General features: G+C 47.0%; 18 protein-coding genes. 7 read left to right on the top strand and 11 right to left on the bottom strand.

Annotated elements, in window-relative coordinates; translation table 11 throughout:
* Positions 1-22: 22 nt before the first annotated feature.
* From AC5SLM_RS14280 to AC5SLM_RS14255, 6 genes are read right to left on the bottom strand one after another with little or no spacing between them, the layout of a single operon-like run.
* Positions 23-589 (bottom strand): DedA family protein, encoded by a 567-nt coding sequence (locus AC5SLM_RS14280; protein WP_495251650.1) that lies wholly within the window; start codon positions 587-589, stop codon positions 23-25.
* A 9-nt stretch (positions 590-598) separates the two neighbouring features.
* Positions 599-1210, bottom strand: coding sequence for a lipid-binding SYLF domain-containing protein (locus AC5SLM_RS14275; protein WP_495251649.1), 612 nt, complete (start codon positions 1208-1210; stop codon positions 599-601).
* A 14-nt stretch (positions 1211-1224) separates the two neighbouring features.
* Entirely contained in the window at positions 1225-3012 is a 1788-nt protein-coding gene (locus AC5SLM_RS14270; protein WP_495251648.1) for an ABC transporter ATP-binding protein, read from the bottom strand.
* Between the two features lies 1 nt (position 3013).
* Entirely contained in the window at positions 3014-4525 is a 1512-nt protein-coding gene (locus AC5SLM_RS14265; protein WP_495251647.1) for a response regulator, read from the bottom strand.
* A 9-nt stretch (positions 4526-4534) separates the two neighbouring features.
* On the bottom strand, positions 4535-6091 hold the full coding sequence (gene rny, locus AC5SLM_RS14260) for a ribonuclease Y (protein ID WP_495251646.1): 1557 nt from the start codon (positions 6089-6091) through the stop codon (positions 4535-4537).
* Complete coding sequence (locus AC5SLM_RS14255) at positions 6048-6644, bottom strand: 5-formyltetrahydrofolate cyclo-ligase (protein ID WP_495251645.1); 597 nt, start codon at positions 6642-6644, stop codon at positions 6048-6050. Before AC5SLM_RS14255 ends, rny begins: the two co-directional genes overlap by 44 nt.
* Positions 6645-6750: 106 nt before the next feature.
* Between AC5SLM_RS14255 and AC5SLM_RS14250 the strand changes: the two genes are divergently transcribed.
* From AC5SLM_RS14250 to acpS, 5 genes are all read left to right on the top strand, one after another.
* Positions 6751-7293, top strand: coding sequence for a TlpA family protein disulfide reductase (locus tag AC5SLM_RS14250; RefSeq protein WP_495251644.1), 543 nt, complete (start codon positions 6751-6753; stop codon positions 7291-7293).
* Positions 7290-8180, top strand: coding sequence for a signal recognition particle-docking protein FtsY (gene ftsY, locus AC5SLM_RS14245; protein WP_495251643.1), 891 nt, complete (start codon positions 7290-7292; stop codon positions 8178-8180). Before AC5SLM_RS14250 ends, ftsY begins: the two co-directional genes overlap by 4 nt.
* Complete coding sequence (radA, locus tag AC5SLM_RS14240; protein ID WP_495251642.1) at positions 8173-9522, top strand: DNA repair protein RadA; 1350 nt, start codon at positions 8173-8175, stop codon at positions 9520-9522. The genes ftsY and radA overlap by 8 nt, the downstream gene beginning before the upstream one ends.
* Positions 9523-9652: 130 nt before the next feature.
* Entirely contained in the window at positions 9653-10123 is a 471-nt protein-coding gene (gene fliL, locus AC5SLM_RS14235) for a flagellar basal body-associated protein FliL (RefSeq protein ID WP_495251651.1), read from the top strand.
* A gap of 3 nt (positions 10124-10126) precedes the next feature.
* Complete coding sequence (gene acpS, locus AC5SLM_RS14230) at positions 10127-10498, top strand: holo-ACP synthase (RefSeq protein ID WP_495251641.1); 372 nt, start codon at positions 10127-10129, stop codon at positions 10496-10498.
* Here acpS and thiS read toward each other — a convergent pair.
* From thiS to AC5SLM_RS14205, 5 genes are all read right to left on the bottom strand, one after another.
* Positions 10475-10672 (bottom strand): sulfur carrier protein ThiS, encoded by a 198-nt coding sequence (thiS, locus tag AC5SLM_RS14225; protein WP_495251640.1) that lies wholly within the window; start codon positions 10670-10672, stop codon positions 10475-10477. The two genes, acpS and thiS, sit on opposite strands and share 24 nt — an antisense overlap.
* A gap of 7 nt (positions 10673-10679) precedes the next feature.
* The gene (locus tag AC5SLM_RS14220) at positions 10680-11684 is read right to left on the bottom strand and encodes an SAM-dependent methyltransferase (RefSeq protein ID WP_495251639.1); all 1005 of its coding nucleotides are present in this window, start codon (positions 11682-11684) and stop codon (positions 10680-10682) included.
* The gene (locus AC5SLM_RS14215; RefSeq protein WP_495251638.1) at positions 11674-12852 is read right to left on the bottom strand and encodes a TolC family protein; all 1179 of its coding nucleotides are present in this window, start codon (positions 12850-12852) and stop codon (positions 11674-11676) included. Before AC5SLM_RS14215 ends, AC5SLM_RS14220 begins: the two co-directional genes overlap by 11 nt.
* Positions 12830-14014 (bottom strand): aspartate aminotransferase family protein, encoded by a 1185-nt coding sequence (locus AC5SLM_RS14210; protein ID WP_495251637.1) that lies wholly within the window; start codon positions 14012-14014, stop codon positions 12830-12832. Before AC5SLM_RS14210 ends, AC5SLM_RS14215 begins: the two co-directional genes overlap by 23 nt.
* Positions 14015-14099: 85 nt before the next feature.
* Positions 14100-14708 (bottom strand): trimeric intracellular cation channel family protein, encoded by a 609-nt coding sequence (locus AC5SLM_RS14205; protein ID WP_495251636.1) that lies wholly within the window; start codon positions 14706-14708, stop codon positions 14100-14102.
* A gap of 76 nt (positions 14709-14784) precedes the next feature.
* Between AC5SLM_RS14205 and AC5SLM_RS14200 the strand changes: the two genes are divergently transcribed.
* Together AC5SLM_RS14200 and AC5SLM_RS14195 are read left to right on the top strand one after the other, a co-directional pair.
* Entirely contained in the window at positions 14785-15810 is a 1026-nt protein-coding gene (locus AC5SLM_RS14200; RefSeq protein WP_495251635.1) for a phosphotransferase, read from the top strand.
* Entirely contained in the window at positions 15807-17120 is a 1314-nt protein-coding gene (locus tag AC5SLM_RS14195) for a TIGR04283 family arsenosugar biosynthesis glycosyltransferase (protein WP_495251634.1), read from the top strand. Before AC5SLM_RS14200 ends, AC5SLM_RS14195 begins: the two co-directional genes overlap by 4 nt.
* Positions 17121-17313: the final 193 nt, after the last annotated feature.

The following is a 17313-nucleotide window of genomic DNA, read 5'->3' as shown; positions in this document are numbered from 1 at the left end:
TAGAAAAACCGCCTTTTTAGCACTAAAGTCTCTTTTTTTTTGTAGCAACTTGAAAATAGAACCATAACCCCCCAAATAATAGGCCTACAATCACAGGCATTGTCCATGGATTTTCGCCCAAGAAGCCAACAAACCGTATTAAAGGAGCGCCCGCTTGGTAACTTGCCGCACCCAAGATGGCCGCCCAAAGTACCGCGGAGATTGCATTGAGGATATTAAATCGCACAAAAGAGTATTTTGTAAGCCCAATAGCAAGAGGAATAAGCGTCTTGATGCCGTATAAAAACTTTTGAAAAAAGATAATCTTGTCCCCATAGCGTTTCATTAAGAGGTGAGACAAGGCTATTTTGCGTCGGTGTTTTAAAATATAGGGCATCATTTCGGGTCGATTGTGGCGGCTCATGTAAAACAATAAGGTATCGCCCAAGGTGTTTGCAGTGGCGGCAACAATGATTGAAGCCGTTAAATCCATCTGTCCCGAATAAGAAAGCACCCCCGCAGCGACAATGGCTACCATACCTCCGCCTAGAGAATACACAAATAAAATCACATACCCATACGTCGAGAGCGACGCGAACATCTCTTCCAATGACACTCCTTAGTGTTTTTCTAACCGTTTTATTGTCTCGATAAAGCTTCGTGCCGCAAACGAGCCTGCGGGCGTTCGGGCTTTTGCATCCAGACTAATCACCGACCCGCCCAGCGAAACCCCTGCAAATAGGCCTCTGTTGCTTGCATAAGCGTAAATGTCTTGTTTTAGGCCCAAGTCCCTCATGTGTGTCATGCTTGCCCCCATCGGGCCAGCTGCCACCGAAACATCGGCCCCTAGAGTAATTTTTCCGTTTTTAATGGCTTCGGCTACCTCGTATTTCATGATAAATAAAACAATATCACTGCGTTCTACACCAAATTGAAAGCCTAAACTGCCTCCGCTAAGGCTTACATGTAAAGGACTTTCCCAACCATCTGCCCCCCTAATACTCATGACGCCATTGCCAAACAATCCGCCCAAGAAAAATCCCACCCGCGTCACGCCAGGCAAAACAGCAATAGCACTAGCTTGCGAAATAAGCTCCACTGGGATAACCCCAGATTGGTTGCGCACAATCAATTGAAGCGTATTGGTAGCCTCAAGCGTGCGTTCTTCGCTGGCCACAAGCAGTGATGAAACAAGCGCAATGCACACCCACACTCTCATAAGATAGTTCATTGTGTTCTCCTTATTTATTGGTTTTTAAAATACCGCGCAAAGGTGCCTTCTTTGGAAAGCAAGGTTTCCATGTTGCCCTCTTCAAGCACCCTCCCCTTGTCTAGCAAATAAATATAATCCGCCATGCGAATCGTGCTCAAACGATGCGCAATCACAATAGTCGTTTTTCCCTTAAGGTAGCGGTCAAGTCCCTCAAAGAGTGCTTTTTCCGTGTGAACATCAAGGGCCGATGTAGACTCATCTAAAATCACGACATTGGGATTTTTCACAATCATCCGCGCAATGCTTAGGCGCTGGCGTTGGCCGCCGGAGAGTTTAATGCCATCTTTTCCTACGGGCGTCTCAAGCCCCAAAGCTTGTTCGTTCACAAAACTTTCAAGTTGGGCAATAGCAAGGGCTTCATAAAGGCGTGTGTCACTAATCTCCTCGCCTAAGGTGATGTTGGTGCGTATTGTGCCATTAAAAAGCTGTGGGTTTTGTAAGATTAAAAAGACATTTTCGCGAACAACATCAAGGCCAATCTCGCGCACATCCGCCCCATCAAACATAAGCACGCCCGAATCAAGTGGGTAAAATCCCACCATAATTTGTGCCAACGTGCTCTTTCCGCTACCACTTGCGCCTACAATCGCCACCCGTTTTCCGCGGGGAATTTCCAAGGAAACGTGTTCTAAAACAGGCTTACCAGACGCATAAGCAAAGCTCACATCCTCAAGAACGATTCCATTGGTTCCCCCTTTGACAAACGGGTTTACCGTATGGGCATACTCAGGCTCCCGTGGAAGTTCCAATAAGGTATTAATGCGTCCTAGGGCGACTTTGGCGTTATGAAAAGCATACTGCACCCCTAAAATCTCTTGCACGGGGCCCATCATCACCCACAAATAACCAAAAATCCCCAGCATTAAGCCAATACTTAAATCCGAATACGCGACCACCAAAATACTCGCAGCACGAAAGATTTCAAAGCCACTTAAAAATACCAAAAAGGAAAACCGCGAAGCCGCATCGCTTTTGTAGCCAAAGGCAATAGACTCGTCCTTGATAGCTTTGGCCTTTGCTTCCACTTGTGCAATAAAACGCTTTTCTTGGTTGCTTGCACGCACTTGCACAAAAAGGTCGAGGGTTTCGCTTAAAGCTGTTTGAAACACCTCGAATGCTTCATTTTGACGCTTTTTTAGTTTCGAGACTGAGCGGGCGATTTTGGTTGTGAGCACAACCACAAAAGGATTAAGAAGTAAAATAAACAAGGCCAAGGGCCAATGAATCAACAGCAACACGACACCCACGCCCAAAACCGTCAAAACTGAAATCAACAGCCGGCTAATCGTCGTTCCCAAAAACTCATCCACTGTTTCAACATCCACAACCAACAGCGCATTGGCACGGCTTGAGCCGAAATGTTCGTACCCGCTAAGCGAGACATTTCCAAGGTGCGAGAGGACCCGTTGACGCAACCCAAAGGTGATGGTCTTGGATATAATCGTAAAATACTTTGTTTGAAAAAAGTTTAAAATAAAAAAAATAAAGCGCATCAAAAGGGTAATCACCAACACGACAAGCACGTACATGTAAGGCATTTGTGGGCCGCCAAAAAGCCCATCAACACTGCGCACCAAAAGGCCAGACTGCCCAAGCAGCACTTCATCCACCAAAAGCGGCATCAAAAGCGGAACTGGCGTACTAATCACCACAGCAGTGATGGCAATAAGATTGGCCAGTAGCAACTCTTTTTTAAAAGAAAGCAGGGTTTTAAAAAGTTGAGAAAGAGACAGGGGGTCTTTGCTGTGCAAGGTATGCATATTATGCCCTTAGTTGGTCTACATGTAACCCCTCAAGCAACTCATCCAAGCGTCTTCCAAGCTCTGCTTCTGGAAGGGTTTTAAGCAAAAAGTTTGTGATTCCAAGTGCGCTGTACCGTGTCAATTCTTCTTTGGAAAAGGTTGTAGACATGAGGCAAACGCGGCATTTCTTGGTGCGTTTTGATTGCATCTCTTCGATGATTTCAAGGCTCTTTTCCACCGAAGGATTGGTAATTTTGGTATCGACAATCACCAAATCAAAGGGTTCTTGCTTGAGTCTTTGGGCAAACAATTTCACCCGCTCATAAGAACTGGCCTTTACGTCACTGTTTTGCAAACGCAAAATCTTAAGCAAGCGAAATTTTGCCTCCTTGTCTTCATCTACCACCGCAACGGAGACTTGAGAGAGAGATTCAAGGTAAGCAAGCAGGGTTTTTAACTCACGGTGCAGTTCGCTCATCTTAAGTTCGTCAAGCCCTTTAAGGTAGTACTTTAAGTATGTTTTACTTGAAAATTCCTCTTGGACATTGGCTTTTCTGAAAAATTCGCGGATTGAGCGAGAGCTTTCCGCGCAATCCCACATTTTTTTATCAAAATAGTAAGAATACCCATCCAAAAGCCGTAAAATCTGCTCTTTGCGTTCCCTTGAAAAATGCGCAAATTGGCTTGCAAAATCACCATAATAGGTCTCTTCAAAAGCCTTTAGTTCCCGCAATAAAAAAATATTTTCATCACGCAATGTTGCGGCACGGTGCAAAGCATCCACGTACATGCGGTTGTAGCGTTTGTATTCTGTTTCAAGGGCTACTTTTTCTTTGGGTTCTTTGAGTATTTTTTGTTTCACAAGCTCAATTTCATTGGCAAGGTTTTTAATCACCCCTTTTTGCGTGGAAATCTCCCCGCGGTTGCTTTCAAGCTTTGCTTTTCGCCACACATACTCTGTTTGTGCTCCAAGAAATATCTCTTCATAGGCGATTTTAGGGATGCTGATTTTTTTTACAAACCCTTTATAAAGCCGGTAAATATCGCCCACGTATTCGTAAAAAGAAATCAGTTCATTGTTCACAAACTTAGGGTCAAGATCAAGGAGATTGTGGTACGCCGTGGTTAAAAACCGTCGCATTCGGATGTAATCCAAACGCTCGTATTCTTCAAAATCATAGTCGTATTCTTCCAAATCAACAATAAGCGATGAAAAGTAGTGGAAAATAGCCTCTTCGACTGAGTAATCAAGGACAATCGGAGCATATATATCATTTTCTTTAGCGGGGGCTTTTTTTTGCTCTGGCGCAACAGGTTGCCTCTCTTCTTCGGAGAGGGAAGAAGGATTTTTCAAAAACTTTACATAATAGGGCACGCCACCATCAAGGCCAAATTCAACAGGGTCACCCTTGCGCGGATCATTGGGAAACTCGATACAGTCCATCAAAGAAAAGGGGTGGTGTGAACCATCCCTTCCTTCTAATACGCCTTCTTCATTAGAGGTGTTATAACTTAGTATCTTGCCCTTCATGGCGTCTTCTTAGCGCGCATAATTAACGGCACGAACCTCGCGAATAACATGAACCTTAATCTCCCCAGGATATTGTACTTTTTCCTCAATCTCTTGGGAAATTTCTTTGGCAAGCAACACCGCTTCGTCATCGTTGATAAGCTTTGCATTGGCAATCACGCGAATCTCGCGCCCCGCGTTAATAGCATACGCTTGTTTGATACCAGGCTTTGATTTAGCAATCTCTTCAATGTCTTGCACCCGCTTTAAAAAGCTCTCCAATACTTCGCGTCTGGCTCCTGGACGTGCTGCTGAGAGTGTATCTGCCGCGCACACCGCAGCCGATTCTACCGACGTGGCTTCTTCGTGTCCGTGGTGGGCAAAAATAGCGTTGATGACCACCGGGTGTTCTTTATAACGTCTACAGACTTCCGCGCCCAAATCAACGTGACTGCCTGCAAATTCATGGGTGAGCGCCTTGCCGATGTCGTGCAAAATACCAGCGCGCTTTGCTAGCTTTTCATCCCCGCCTGTCTCAGCCGCAATAATTCCAGCAAGGTGTGCCACTTCCAAGGAGTGCCCTAGGGCATTTTGCCCGTAACTTGCGCGGTACTTTAGCCGACCAATAAGCTTCACGAGTTCTGGATGCACCTTTGTAAGGCCCAGGTCGATGATGATATTTTCACCCTCTTCAATGACCGTTTGCTCAAACTCTTCCTGCACTTTTTCATAAATTCCCTCAATGCGCGCAGGCTGAATACGCCCATCTTCCACCAAAAGTTGAATCACCTTGGTAGCAATGGCGCGGCGGTAGAGGTTAAAACTGCTCAAGATAATCGCATTGGGCGTATCATCAATGATAATATCTACCCCCAAAAGCATCTCAAGGGTTTTGATATTGCGCCCTTCCTTGCCAATGATGCGTCCTTTGAGTTCGTCGTCTTTTATATTGACCACGTTAATCAACCGCTCTGCTGCAAAATCGCCTGCGTAGCGCGAGGTAGCTTGGGCAAGAATGTAATTTACCCGTCGCTTTGCATCTTGCTTGGCTTCTTCTTCCAAACGGCGCACCGTGTGGGCAATATCGGCGCGCGATTTTTCCTCAACTTTTTTAAGGACCACTTCACGGGCTTCTGATTCGGTGAGACCTGCGGAGCGCTCCAAGATACTAAGGGCTTCTTTGACTTTTTCTTGGTAGTCTTCTTTGAGATTTGAGCCTTCTTCAAGCAACTGTTCTGCTTCTTTTTTCAGCTTTGCAACTTCAGTTTTTTCTGTTATTGCTTTTTTTAAATCTTCTTTGACTTGAAGCTCGCGCTTTTCAAGTTCGGTCATCTTAAGTACATGCTCTTTGGTAAGCTGGGAAAGCTTTTCATCAAAACGCTTTTTCGCCCCAATCTCTGCCTCTTGCACCGTGATGTTGGCGTTTTTTAATACAATTTCTGCCTCGTACTCGATTGCCTTGGCCTTGGCTTTTGCCTGCTCTAGGAAAATGTTGTAGTTGGCGTCATTGATTTTTTTTGCAACAAAGTACCCCGCTGCACCGCTAAATAGCGCTGCACCTCCTGCGATTGAAAACTCTAAAATCATTGATTCCTCTTCGTCTTATAAAATGATTTGGGGTAATATAAAAATCTGCTTGAACATCATGGGATTCTCCCAGATGCTGTGTGGTAAAACAGTCTCCCCGTTGCACAAAAATAACAATCGGGTGACATTTTAAGGATGAAAAAAATCTATCGTACATCCCTTTGCCGTGACCAATCCGCCGCAATGCCCCGTCGACCCCGACAACTGGGACAATAGCGATATCAATCTTGGAAAAAATCATCTGTGAGTCATTGGACTCCAAAACGGAAAATTTTTTCTTTTTTATAGGCAATCTGAATTTTACCACTTTGAAACTGACACCTTCCATAAATGGCACTAAAAGCCGATTTTCTCGGCGCAATGGGCGCATCAATTTGCGAATATTTACTTCATGAAAAAGGGGGAGATAACACAAAATTGTCTTCCCTTTTACGCCTTTAAGAAGATGGGAGAGCTGTGCTAAAACAGCAGCATCTTGGCGAAGCTTATTGTGTAAGGAATGGTGTTTTAGTTTTTGCAAACAGCGCGCACGAAATGCCTCTTTGCTCTCCATCTAATTCCCCTTTCCCTTGTCAATTTAAGCCACTTTTTCCTATAATCCGAACCTTTACACGGCAAGACCGTGCGAAGGAACAATTGTAGCACAAAGGAAAACTAAAATGCGCATGAAATCCCTTTCCCTCCTCGTTGCCTCAACCCTCTTTTTTGCAGGATGTAGTGGCACAGAAACCGCTTTCAAAGACGACACTAGTACCAAAAAAGAAAAAGAGCCTCTTGTGCTTATTGATACCTCTGGTAACACTATTGCTATCACAAAAACGCCACAGGGCATTAAGTTTGCTGGGCATGAGGGCAAAGTGGTTTTATTAAATTTTTTCGCCACATGGTGTCCGCCGTGCAAGGCTGAGATTCCCCATCTTAATGCTTTGCAAACCAGCCACGGGGATGCTTTGTCGATTATTAGCGTAGCATTGGAAGAAAAATCCACAGAAGAGTTAAAAAGTTTTATTGATTATTACACCATCAACTATACAGTCACCCAAGGAGAGCCCAATTTTGAACTCGCCAAAGAAGTGGGGGGTGTTTCAACGATTCCTTACATGGTCTTGTACGATAAAAATGGCCATTATGCGACCCATTATGTGGGCGCTGTTCCTGAGGAAATGATTGATGTGGATATTAAAAAGGCACTTGGGCTATGATTGGCTTTTTAAAAAAAGGGTTGAGTAAAACCCTTGAAGCCATCAAGTCTGTCGCGCCAAAACCCCAAGAGAAGATTAGCAAAACACTCCTTGAAGAGATTTTGCTTGAGGCCGATGTGACGTATGAGCTCGTGGAAGAGATTTTGTATTATCTTCCGCCTCAAGAACAGGTCAAGCGTGAAGATGTTAAGCGGGTGTTGAGCACTTATTTTATCTACGACACCCCAACGCCCAAAGAAGAAAAACCCTTTGTGGAGCTGATTTTAGGCGTGAATGGGGCTGGCAAAACCACAACCATCGGCAAACTTGCTTACATGTATAAACACCAAGGCTTACGGGTCATGCTAGGCGCTGGCGACACCTTTCGTGCCGCAGCCATCGAACAGCTTCGGCGCTGGAGTGAGCGCATTGATGTGCCTATTGTTTACACCCAACAAGGGCACGACCCCTCGGCCGTGGCTTATGATGCCATTAGTTCCGCCAAAGCTAAGGGCTACGAGCGGGTCATTATCGACACCGCAGGTCGCTTGCAAAATCAAGCCAACCTTGTTAGCGAACTCCAAAAAATAACGCGCATCTGCAACAAAGCACACGAGGGAGCGCCCCACCGTAAATTGCTTATTTTGGATGGCACACAAGGCAACAGCGCCATCGCACAGGCTAAGGCCTTTCATGAACTCATTGGCGTGGATGGCATCATCATCACTAAGCTTGATGGCACCGCCAAAGGTGGCGCGTTGTTTGGGATAGCACGCGCGTTAGAATTACCCATTTTGTACGTGGGTGTGGGCGAGCATGAGGGCGATTTAATTCCCTTTGAATCAGAAGCCTTTATTGATGGGCTGCTTGAGGGAATTTTCATTAGCGAGAATGGCGAGAATGGCTAAGAAAAAAACACTCTTTGAGTGCCAAGCTTGCGGTTTTCAAAACGCTAAATGGCTTGGAAAATGCCCAAGTTGCGGCGCATGGGATGATTTTTTAGAGCTCAGCGAAGTCCAGATTGCCACCCTTAAAGAAACCTCCACCCCCTTAAAATCCACCCACAGTGCCATCCCCATCACCGATGTGGAAATTGAAACCATCGAACGATTTAGTTCAGGAGATAAAGAACTTGATTTGGTCTTAGGCGGTGGTATTGTGCCAGGAAGTTTGACCCTCATCGGAGGAAGCCCAGGAGTGGGAAAATCTACGCTGTTGCTCAAAATTGGCGGCAATCTTGCCAGCAGTGGCAAACGGGTGTTGTACGTGAGTGGCGAAGAATCTTCTGGGCAAATTAAATTGCGCTCAGACCGCCTTGGTAGCACCCACGCTTCTTTATTTTTGCTTCCTGAGATTCGCCTTGAAGCGATTGTAAATGAGCTCCATGCCACCCCTTTTGATGCACTCATTGTTGACTCCATCCAAACCCTTTACAGTGAAAAACTCACCGCTGCACCAGGAAGTGTCTCTCAGGTGCGAGAGATCACCTTTGAACTCATGCGCTACGGAAAAGAGCACAACCTTGCCATTTTCATCATCGGGCACATCACCAAAGAAGGCTCCATCGCAGGGCCGCGCATCCTAGAACACATGGTAGATACCGTGCTGTACTTTGAAGGGGATAATAACCGCGAACTTCGCTTGCTTCGGGGGTTTAAAAACCGCTTTGGTTCCACCAGTGAGGTGGGTATTTTTGAGATGACTAAAACGGGACTCATGAGCGCCACGGACATCTCCAAAAAGTTTTTTACCCGCGGCACACCCCAAGCGGGTTCTGCCATCACAGTGGTCATGGAAGGGAGTCGGCCCATCGTTCTTGAGGTGCAAGCCTTGGTGAGTGAGAGCAGTTACCCCAACCCCAAGCGCAGCTCCACAGGCTATGAGCTTAATCGTTTGACCATGCTTTTGGCACTTTTGGAACGTAAACTTGACCTACCTTTTAACCAATACGATGTGTTTATTAACATTGCTGGCGGCATAAAAGTAAGCGAAACGGCGGCGGATTTGGCGATTATCGCGGCGATTATCAGTAGCTTTCGCAACCGCCCCATCAGTAAAGACACCATCTTTTTAGGGGAAGTGAGTTTGATTGGGGATGTGCGCGATGTGTTTCACTTGGATGCGCGCCTCAAAGAAGCTAAAACGCAACATTTCACCAAAGCCCTTGTGCCATCCAAGCCCCTCGAAACCCCTAGCGGGGTGAAGTGTTTTGTGGTGGATGAAGTCTCTAAAGTGATTGAATGGATGTAACTATCGGTAATTTCAACGATTTTAGTGTAAAATCAATCCAATTTTTTTCGATATACACAAGAGCTCAACAAAGGATGTAACCGTGCCAGAAAACAAAACAGAAGAGACAGAGAAGAAATCCGGTGGCAATATGGTGCTTATTATTATCGTAGCACTGCTTGTTTTGTTGCTAGCAGGTGGCGGCTTGGCCGCTTATTTACTTTTAGGTTCAAGTGGGTCTTCGCAGCCACAAATGCAACAAGCACAACCTGCAGGCTCTTCAGGCACAAGCGCGGCACGTTCAACCAACCTGCTTTCCATTGGGCCAATTTATCCTATGGATTCCTTTATCGTGAACCTCTTGAGCGAAAGCGGAAGCCGTTACTTGAAAGTTTCCCTTGATATTGAGCTTAGCAGTGGCAAGTTGGCCGCTGAAATGGACGCTAAACGTTCCGTAGTGCGTGATATTATCATCCGCACCCTTTCGTCAAAAACCTTTGAGGAGGTCAGTACCCTTAAGGGCAAAGAGCGCTTAAAAGACGAAGTTGTGGCGCGTTTAAATGAAGTGCTAGCCGATGGGCATGTGCGCAATATTTTCTTTACCGATTTTGTTGTTCAGTAGGTTATGGTAGGGGTGGACATCGTCGCGATCTCTCGCATCGCGGCCTTTTATGAAAAATACGGCGAACATGGCCTAGAGCGTTACTTGCACCCTGAAGAGATTCACCTTGCCAAAAGCGATGCCACCCGCGCGGGGTTTTGGGCGGCCAAAGAGGCCATCTCTAAAGCTCTGGGCTGTGGCATCGGGAGTACTTGTGGGTTTCACGACATCACCCTTTACAAAGACGCCAAAGGCGCCCCCCACTTCACCCTCTCTTCCTCTCTTTTGAAACAGTTTTCCATCACAGGGCACTCGTTGAGCATCGCCCATGATGGCGGGTTTGCCATCGCGGTGGTTTCTATCGAAACGGCTTCACCCGCCTCCCACAAAGTGTAAAAATTCCACCTTATCGCCCTCTTGCAAGAGCGTCGTTTCCCACGCCTCTTTTTTCACAACGTTCATATTTAACGCCGCAGCCATCACCTTTGGCTCAATCCCAAGCTCTAGCATCAGTGCTAAAATGGTTTTCGCTTGGGTCGTGCGGCTTTCTCCATTGACAATTACGTGCATCGTTTCCTCACTTTTTAAATCGTATCATCTTAAACCGCTCCCCCAAGAAGGAGGGTAAAATCAACTGTTTTGCCTTTTCAAGCTCCCTGCGGTATGTTGCTTCATCCACGTTGTGGCGCAACACTTCTAGCAACGCCATCAAGCCAAAATCCACCAAGGCACTGGCTTGGGTTTTGGTCTCTTGGTGTGCGAATCCTGCTGCTTCCATCGCCATGCGCACATGTTCAAAGTTTACATCATACGTCACGTCGCTCACCCCAAAAAAATCCGCCAAACGCTCCTTTGCACCCGCCTTACATGTAAGCTCAAAAAAGGGGTAACTTTGGTGGTTTTGGTACACCCGCAGCGACACATCGTTGCGCGCATACGCCTCCCCATAATCAAAGGCAACCACTTCGCATCTTTCACACGCAGTGCTAAGGGTGAGAGCAAAGGCTTCTAACCCGCAAGCTATCTCCCCTTTTTCCACCCCAAGGGCTTGCGCTTTGGCTTTTACATCAGCGTCCCAGGGAACAAATACGGGCAGGTGGTTTTCTATGTGAAGCATTTTTTCTTCCATGATAACCTCACAAGCAAAGGCGTCAAAAAGCTCATTGCACAAGACCAACGCTTCCTTACATGTAAAGGTTTCAAGGGAAGAAATAATGTTTACATGTAAGGCTTCGCCAAAAGCGGCTCGCAAGGTTTTTTCCTGCGCTAAACGCAACTGTTCTAAGGGTTCAACAATGGTAAAGCGAAGGGTTTTTGCCAAAGAAGGCTCTAGGGAGTAGACAAACTGCATCACATCGGCCATCATGTACCCTTGGTGCGCCCCAATCTCCACGATGTGCGCATCAGGAGAAAGAAGCCCGCACCGCACGCGCTCGACTATTAATCGCCCAAGAGTGCCGCCAAAAAACATGGACGTACTCACCGACGTGTAAAAATCTCCCGCTTTTCCAATACTAGGAAGGGTGGCGTAGTAGCCCTTTGGGCCATACAGCCACGCGTGCATGTACTGGCTAAATTTCACCTTGCATCTTTGCGTATAAATCTAACAAGGAAAGCTGTGCCTCCAACCCATAAATTTGCGCATCAAGGCGCATGGTTTCACGAGAATTTTCAAGGGTTTGCACATCGTGGATTGTCTTCTCACCTGCATTTGCAAGCTCTTTTGCAGAAACAAGCAATTGGTCATACAGCGCAAAACTTTCCAAAGAGATTTCGCGTTTTTGGTTTAAAAAACGCACCGCATCGTGCACCTGCTCAAAAAGCTTGGTTTCGCTGCGCTTGACATCGTGAAGCTTCACGCCCTCTTGCAAGGTTTCCACCCGTTTAAGCTCCAAAGAGCGCGCACGGTTGATGTCATACAGCGGCATAGAGATGCGAACCCCGTAGGTTTGGTACCCATCCCGCGCGCTATTGTCATCATAACGCTTGGCATTATAATAGGCCGCATTTAAGGAAATGGTGGGCAAATAGGTGGAGACATTGGCCCGCTGCAGCCACTTACTGCGCTCATACGCCCCTGCTTGTTGCTTTACATGTAACGAACTGGCCAAATACGTCGCTTCATCGACCATCTCAAACACAGGCAAGGTTAGTTCTCCCAAAGAAGCATCGCTGATGCTTTCAAACTCTTTGGCGATTTCCATCTCTGTGCGCTCTAGCTCCAAGAGCGTGTGTTGCAAGGTATTTTTAGAAAGCAAGGCTTGGTCAAGGTCGCTACTGTCGGCAAATCCACTTTCAAACTGCTCCGTTTTACGCAAAATATCGATAATCGCATTATCAATCTGAAACCGCGTTCGCTCTTTTTGCAAGCGTGTTTTTTGATGACGAAGCACAAGGCTCATGGCTTGTTTGATGAGCGTTTGGGTTTCAAGCTGGGTCGAAAGGCGCAAAAAAGCGCGGTTGGCGTCCGCGTAACGCATGGCAAAATAAATCCCGCCACTTTTGAAAATAGGTTGATTCAAGGAAACGGAAAAGGTACCTGTTTCGCGGTCGCTACTGAGTGAATCCTCTGTTTTTGTCCAACTCCACGCCCCTTCAATGGGATTTAGCCACTGGTATTTGAGGATGTCACTGTTTAGCTCATTTTGCTCACGCTCTAAGCGAAGCTGTTCTTGTTTGAGGGAAGAAAGCAGGCTTTCGTTAGCCAGCAAAAGGCCAGTACTCAGACTAAGACAAAGTAGCAATCGCATGTTCAAGCCTCCTAAACCCTTCTTGCATTTCCTCTTTTGAAATGGTGAGTGGAGGCAAAAAGCGCAAGGTGTTTCTGCCGGAGCGCAACACCAACACGCCCGCCTCAAAGGCGGCTTTGATGAGAGAAGGCAAGGTCTCCTCTCCTTTACAGCGGAGTCCGCGCATGAGGCCAAGACCCAACTCTTTTTCAAAATACTGGGGATAGGTTTGAGCGATGCGGCGCAACTGTGCCTCGAAAAATAAAAAGGCCTCGTCCAAAAGCCCGCTTTGCTTGTAGGATTCTAAAATCTCTAGCACCTCAAGGCCTGCGCGCGTGGAAAGAAAGTTTCCTCCAAAGGTACTGCCATGGTCCCCCACTTCAAACAAGGTTTTGTGGGTGGTCATGATGGCCCCAATGGGCACGCCACCGGCTAAGCCTTTGGCAAGGGTGATGATGTCGGGGGTGATGTCGTAAAGTTGCGAAGCCAAAAACTCCCCACTGCGAAACACGCCCGTTTGCACTTCATCGACGATGAGCAGCAATTGGCGCTCTTTTAAAAAAGCCGCCAGTTCTTGCACAGCGGCTTTATCTAGAGGCTGTACTCCACCCTCCCCTTGGACAAGCTCTATCATCACCGCCACGGTTTCTTCATCGATGGCATCGATGAGTGCGCGGATTTGTTCGTGAAAACTAAAGCCCTCAGGGTACGGGGCAAAGGCTTCTTTGTGGAAGCTTGTTTGGCCCGTGGCTTTGACGGTGGTGATGGTGCGTCCGTGAAAAGAGTGCTCTAGGGTGAGAACTTTGTAGCGTTTTTTAGGGAAGGTTTGCAAGCCGTATTTGCGCGCAAGTTTGATGGCGCCTTCGTTAGCCTCCGCACCTGAATTGGCGAAGAAAACCGCCATGTCGTAACCGCTAAGTTCACACATGCGCTTGGCAAGTTTAGCTTGGGGTTCAATGAGAAACAAGTTGGAGGTATGGATGAGATTGGACGCTTGGTCAAACAGCGCGTGGGCTAGGCGTACGTTTCCGTGCCCCACGCTCACCACACCAATACCACTGGTAAAATCGATGTAATCTTTCCCGTTTTCGTCAAACAAGGTGGCATTTTCGCCTTTTTTAAAATTCACATAGTTTCTTGGATAGGTTTGCATCACGTAGGATTTGTCCATGGCTTCGTACATGTAAGGGCCTTTTAGGGAGGTTAAAGGGAAGTATTATAGCGCAAGTGGGTTAATCAAACCTAATCATTGCCGTTTTTAAAAGGCGCTATTCTAGCACAGGCAAATGCCACCCACGGTAGTAGGCCGCTAGGCGCATAGCAAGGCCCACAAAGGCGCAGATTAGGATACTCAAAGGGTTTAAAAACCCCACAAATTCCAGCACAAACAGCAGCGACCCCACAGCCAATGCCACCGTGCCATACAAGCCTGTGCTTAAAATGAGCGGCACTTTGTTGAGCAAAATATCGCGCATGACCCCGCCACCCACGGCCGTGGTGAGGGCTAAGAGCACTACTCCAAAAAAGTTAAGCCCACTTTGCATGGCCACCAATGCGCCCGTGATAGAAAAAGAGACAAGGCCTAGCGTGTCACTCATGACAAAAATGAACTTTTGCTCCACTTTGTCGTGTTTATGTAGCTTGAAAACGATGGCACAAAAGAGCACGCCCACCACCAAAAGCCCCGGAAGCAAGTGCGTGAAGGTGTACGGGTCGCGACCGACGATGGCATCGCGCGTTAAGCCGCCCCCAAGGGCGGTTAAAAATGCCGCGATAAACACGCCCAAAAAGTCCAAGCGGTCTTTGGCGGCCACGTAAAAGCCACTCAGTGCAAAGGCAATCGTACCAATAATTTCGGCGATAAAAAGGGGTTCCATGAGGCTCTTTACAGGGTGAGATTTAAAAAGGCATTATACACTTTTTAGCTATAATCGCCCTTTTTGAGGATGGAGAATGACCCCCAAAATACTACTAAAAACCTGTCCACTATTAACACAACCCCTTACATGTAAGCCTCTTAGTGGCGGCAACATGAATGCAGTGTTTTTGGTGCAAGATAGTGGTGGTAAAGAAGTAGTGGTAAAATACGCGCCGCCGTATTTACATATCCTTGGACCTAGTGTTCCGTTATCTCAAGAGCGCATTCATGTTGAGATGCGTGCGCTAGAATATTTTGGTTCCATTGCGCCCCATGCAACTCCATCGGTTTTACACAAAGACGAAGCCAATTTTTTCATGATCTTAGAATACAAAAAAGATTTTATAACTCTTCGCGAAGCCCATATTTTAGAGGTATTTAACCCTAAAGTTTATGTAAAGTTAGGCCACTTCATAGGCGCACTCTGCACAAACGAACCACCTAAAAAACCACGAAGTTTTTATGAAAATCAAGAGTTAAAAACCATCACCAATACGTATGTCTTTACCATCGCTTTTTTGGAACATTCAGACAAAACCATGCCCCATCCGTGGTTTGCTCCCCTGCCAAAATCCACGCGCCTGTTGGAAAACGTGGCTTTTTTAAAAGCCCTTTTTCACACGCCCTCGCCTCACCTCATTCACGGTGACTTACACACGGGTTCAGTGCTGGTGCGTGGTGAGGAAATCGCGGTGATTGACGCAGAATTTGCCTTCTTTGGGCCAATTTCCTTTGATATTGGCAATCTTTTTGCCCACGTCATCATGGATGGTTTTGGGCGGGAGTTTTCGCCTAGCTTGGCACTAGAGGCTTTTTGGGAGAGCTTTGTCCAACACTCCAAGCTTACATGTAAAGAATTAGAAGCCATTTTCTCCCAAAGCGTGGGGTTTTGTGGCGTAGAGATCGCACGGCGTTTGGTAGTGCCTGCCAAATCTCCAGCCCTTGAATCCTTGGCAAACAAAGAGGAAGCCTACGCGCAGATGGACGCGCTTTCTCATCGGCTCATTGAGGAGTTTAGGGCTATCTGCACCCTTGATACACTCCTAAAAAAACTCCCATGAAAGCGGTCATTTACTTTTGCAAAGCCCCACAAAAAGGGAAGGTCAAAACCCGCCTTGCACGCACGATTGGCGAAGAAAATGCTTTAGATATGTACACGGTTTTACTAAAAAATCTTTTCTCAACGCCTTTACATGTAAAGGCGTTTGTGGCGTATAGCGGGAGTGAGGATTTCATCCCTACCCACTTGCCCCGTTTTGCCCAAGAAGGCGAAGGCTTGGGCGCACGGATGCAACATGCGTTTTTGCACCTCTTTGCTGCGGGTTTTAGCCAAGTGGTTTTAGTGGGTGCTGATATTCCACGTGTCGATGGCGTGGTTTTACAAAACGCCCTTGCCTCCCTAGACTCCCACGATGCGGTACTCTCATCCACCAAAGATGGCGGGTATTATCTCATTGGGTTTAACAAAGCGCGCTTTACATGTAAGGCTTTTGAGAACGCTATTTTTCATGGCTCCAATGTGTTTGACCTTACATGTAAAGCGTTGGAGCCTTTACATGTAAGGCGAGGAGAAATGCTAGAAGATATTGACACGATTCATGATTTGAGGGAGTTTTGTGCGGATTTTCCAGCCCATGTGTTGGCCCAATCCGCCAAGCCCTTGCTGGAAAAACTCCCGCGCATCAGCCTTGTCATGCCTGTTTTTTTTGAGGATGAAAGTGCGGTAGATGCCATCTCACATGCTTTTGAAAATGCCAAAAATAAAGATATTGAAGCCATCATCGTCGACACCCATGAGCGCACGTGCATTGATGCATTGCATTTTAAAAATCCCGTGCGCCTCCACACCGCGCCAAAGGGCAGAGCCAACCAACTCAACGCGGGTTTTGACCTAGCGCGTGGGGAAGCGGTACTGTTTTTGCACGCCGATACCGTGCTGCCAAAACACTGGGATGACCTCGTCCAAGAAGCCTTACATGTAAAGGATGCGGGGGCCTTTGGACTGCGCATCGATGCGCCCTCGCGGTGGCTTGGGTTTGTGGCGTGGGCCACCAACTGGCGTGCACGGCTTTTTGGCACGCCTTATGGTGACCAAGCACAGTTTTTTAAAGCAAGGGTTTTTGAGGCGGTAGGGAAGTATCCAGTCATCCCCATCATGGAAGATGTCGCCATCATGAAAACCCTCAAGCGCCAAGGTTTTCGCCTCGCGCTTTTGAATGCACGGGTTAGCACCTCGGCACGCCGCTGGCACAAAGAGGGGCTTTTTTACACCACCTTGCGCAACCGCGCTCTCTCCACCCTCTACGCCCTTGGGGTTTCGCCAGAACGCTTGGCGCGGTGGTATAGGGCGCTAAGGTATGGGGAAAAGTGAGTTAGTGCGCCTCTTTTACATTGATTATTCCACTTTGGGAAATCGCCAAAAAAATGCTTTCTCTTGCCCCCGTCCTCATTCTCTACGCCGATAAAGTCCGTCCATAAGGGCATCTTATATTCACGTCTCAAATAAGATATAATGGCCCCAAACAACAAAAGGCGTGAGATGGAAAATACAAAACCAACAAAAA

The sequence above is a fragment of the Sulfurospirillum sp. HTRB-L1 genome (assembly GCF_059415125.1).
Note: the sequence above shows the minus strand (reverse complement) of the source record. Positions and strands in the feature narration are given on the sequence as shown.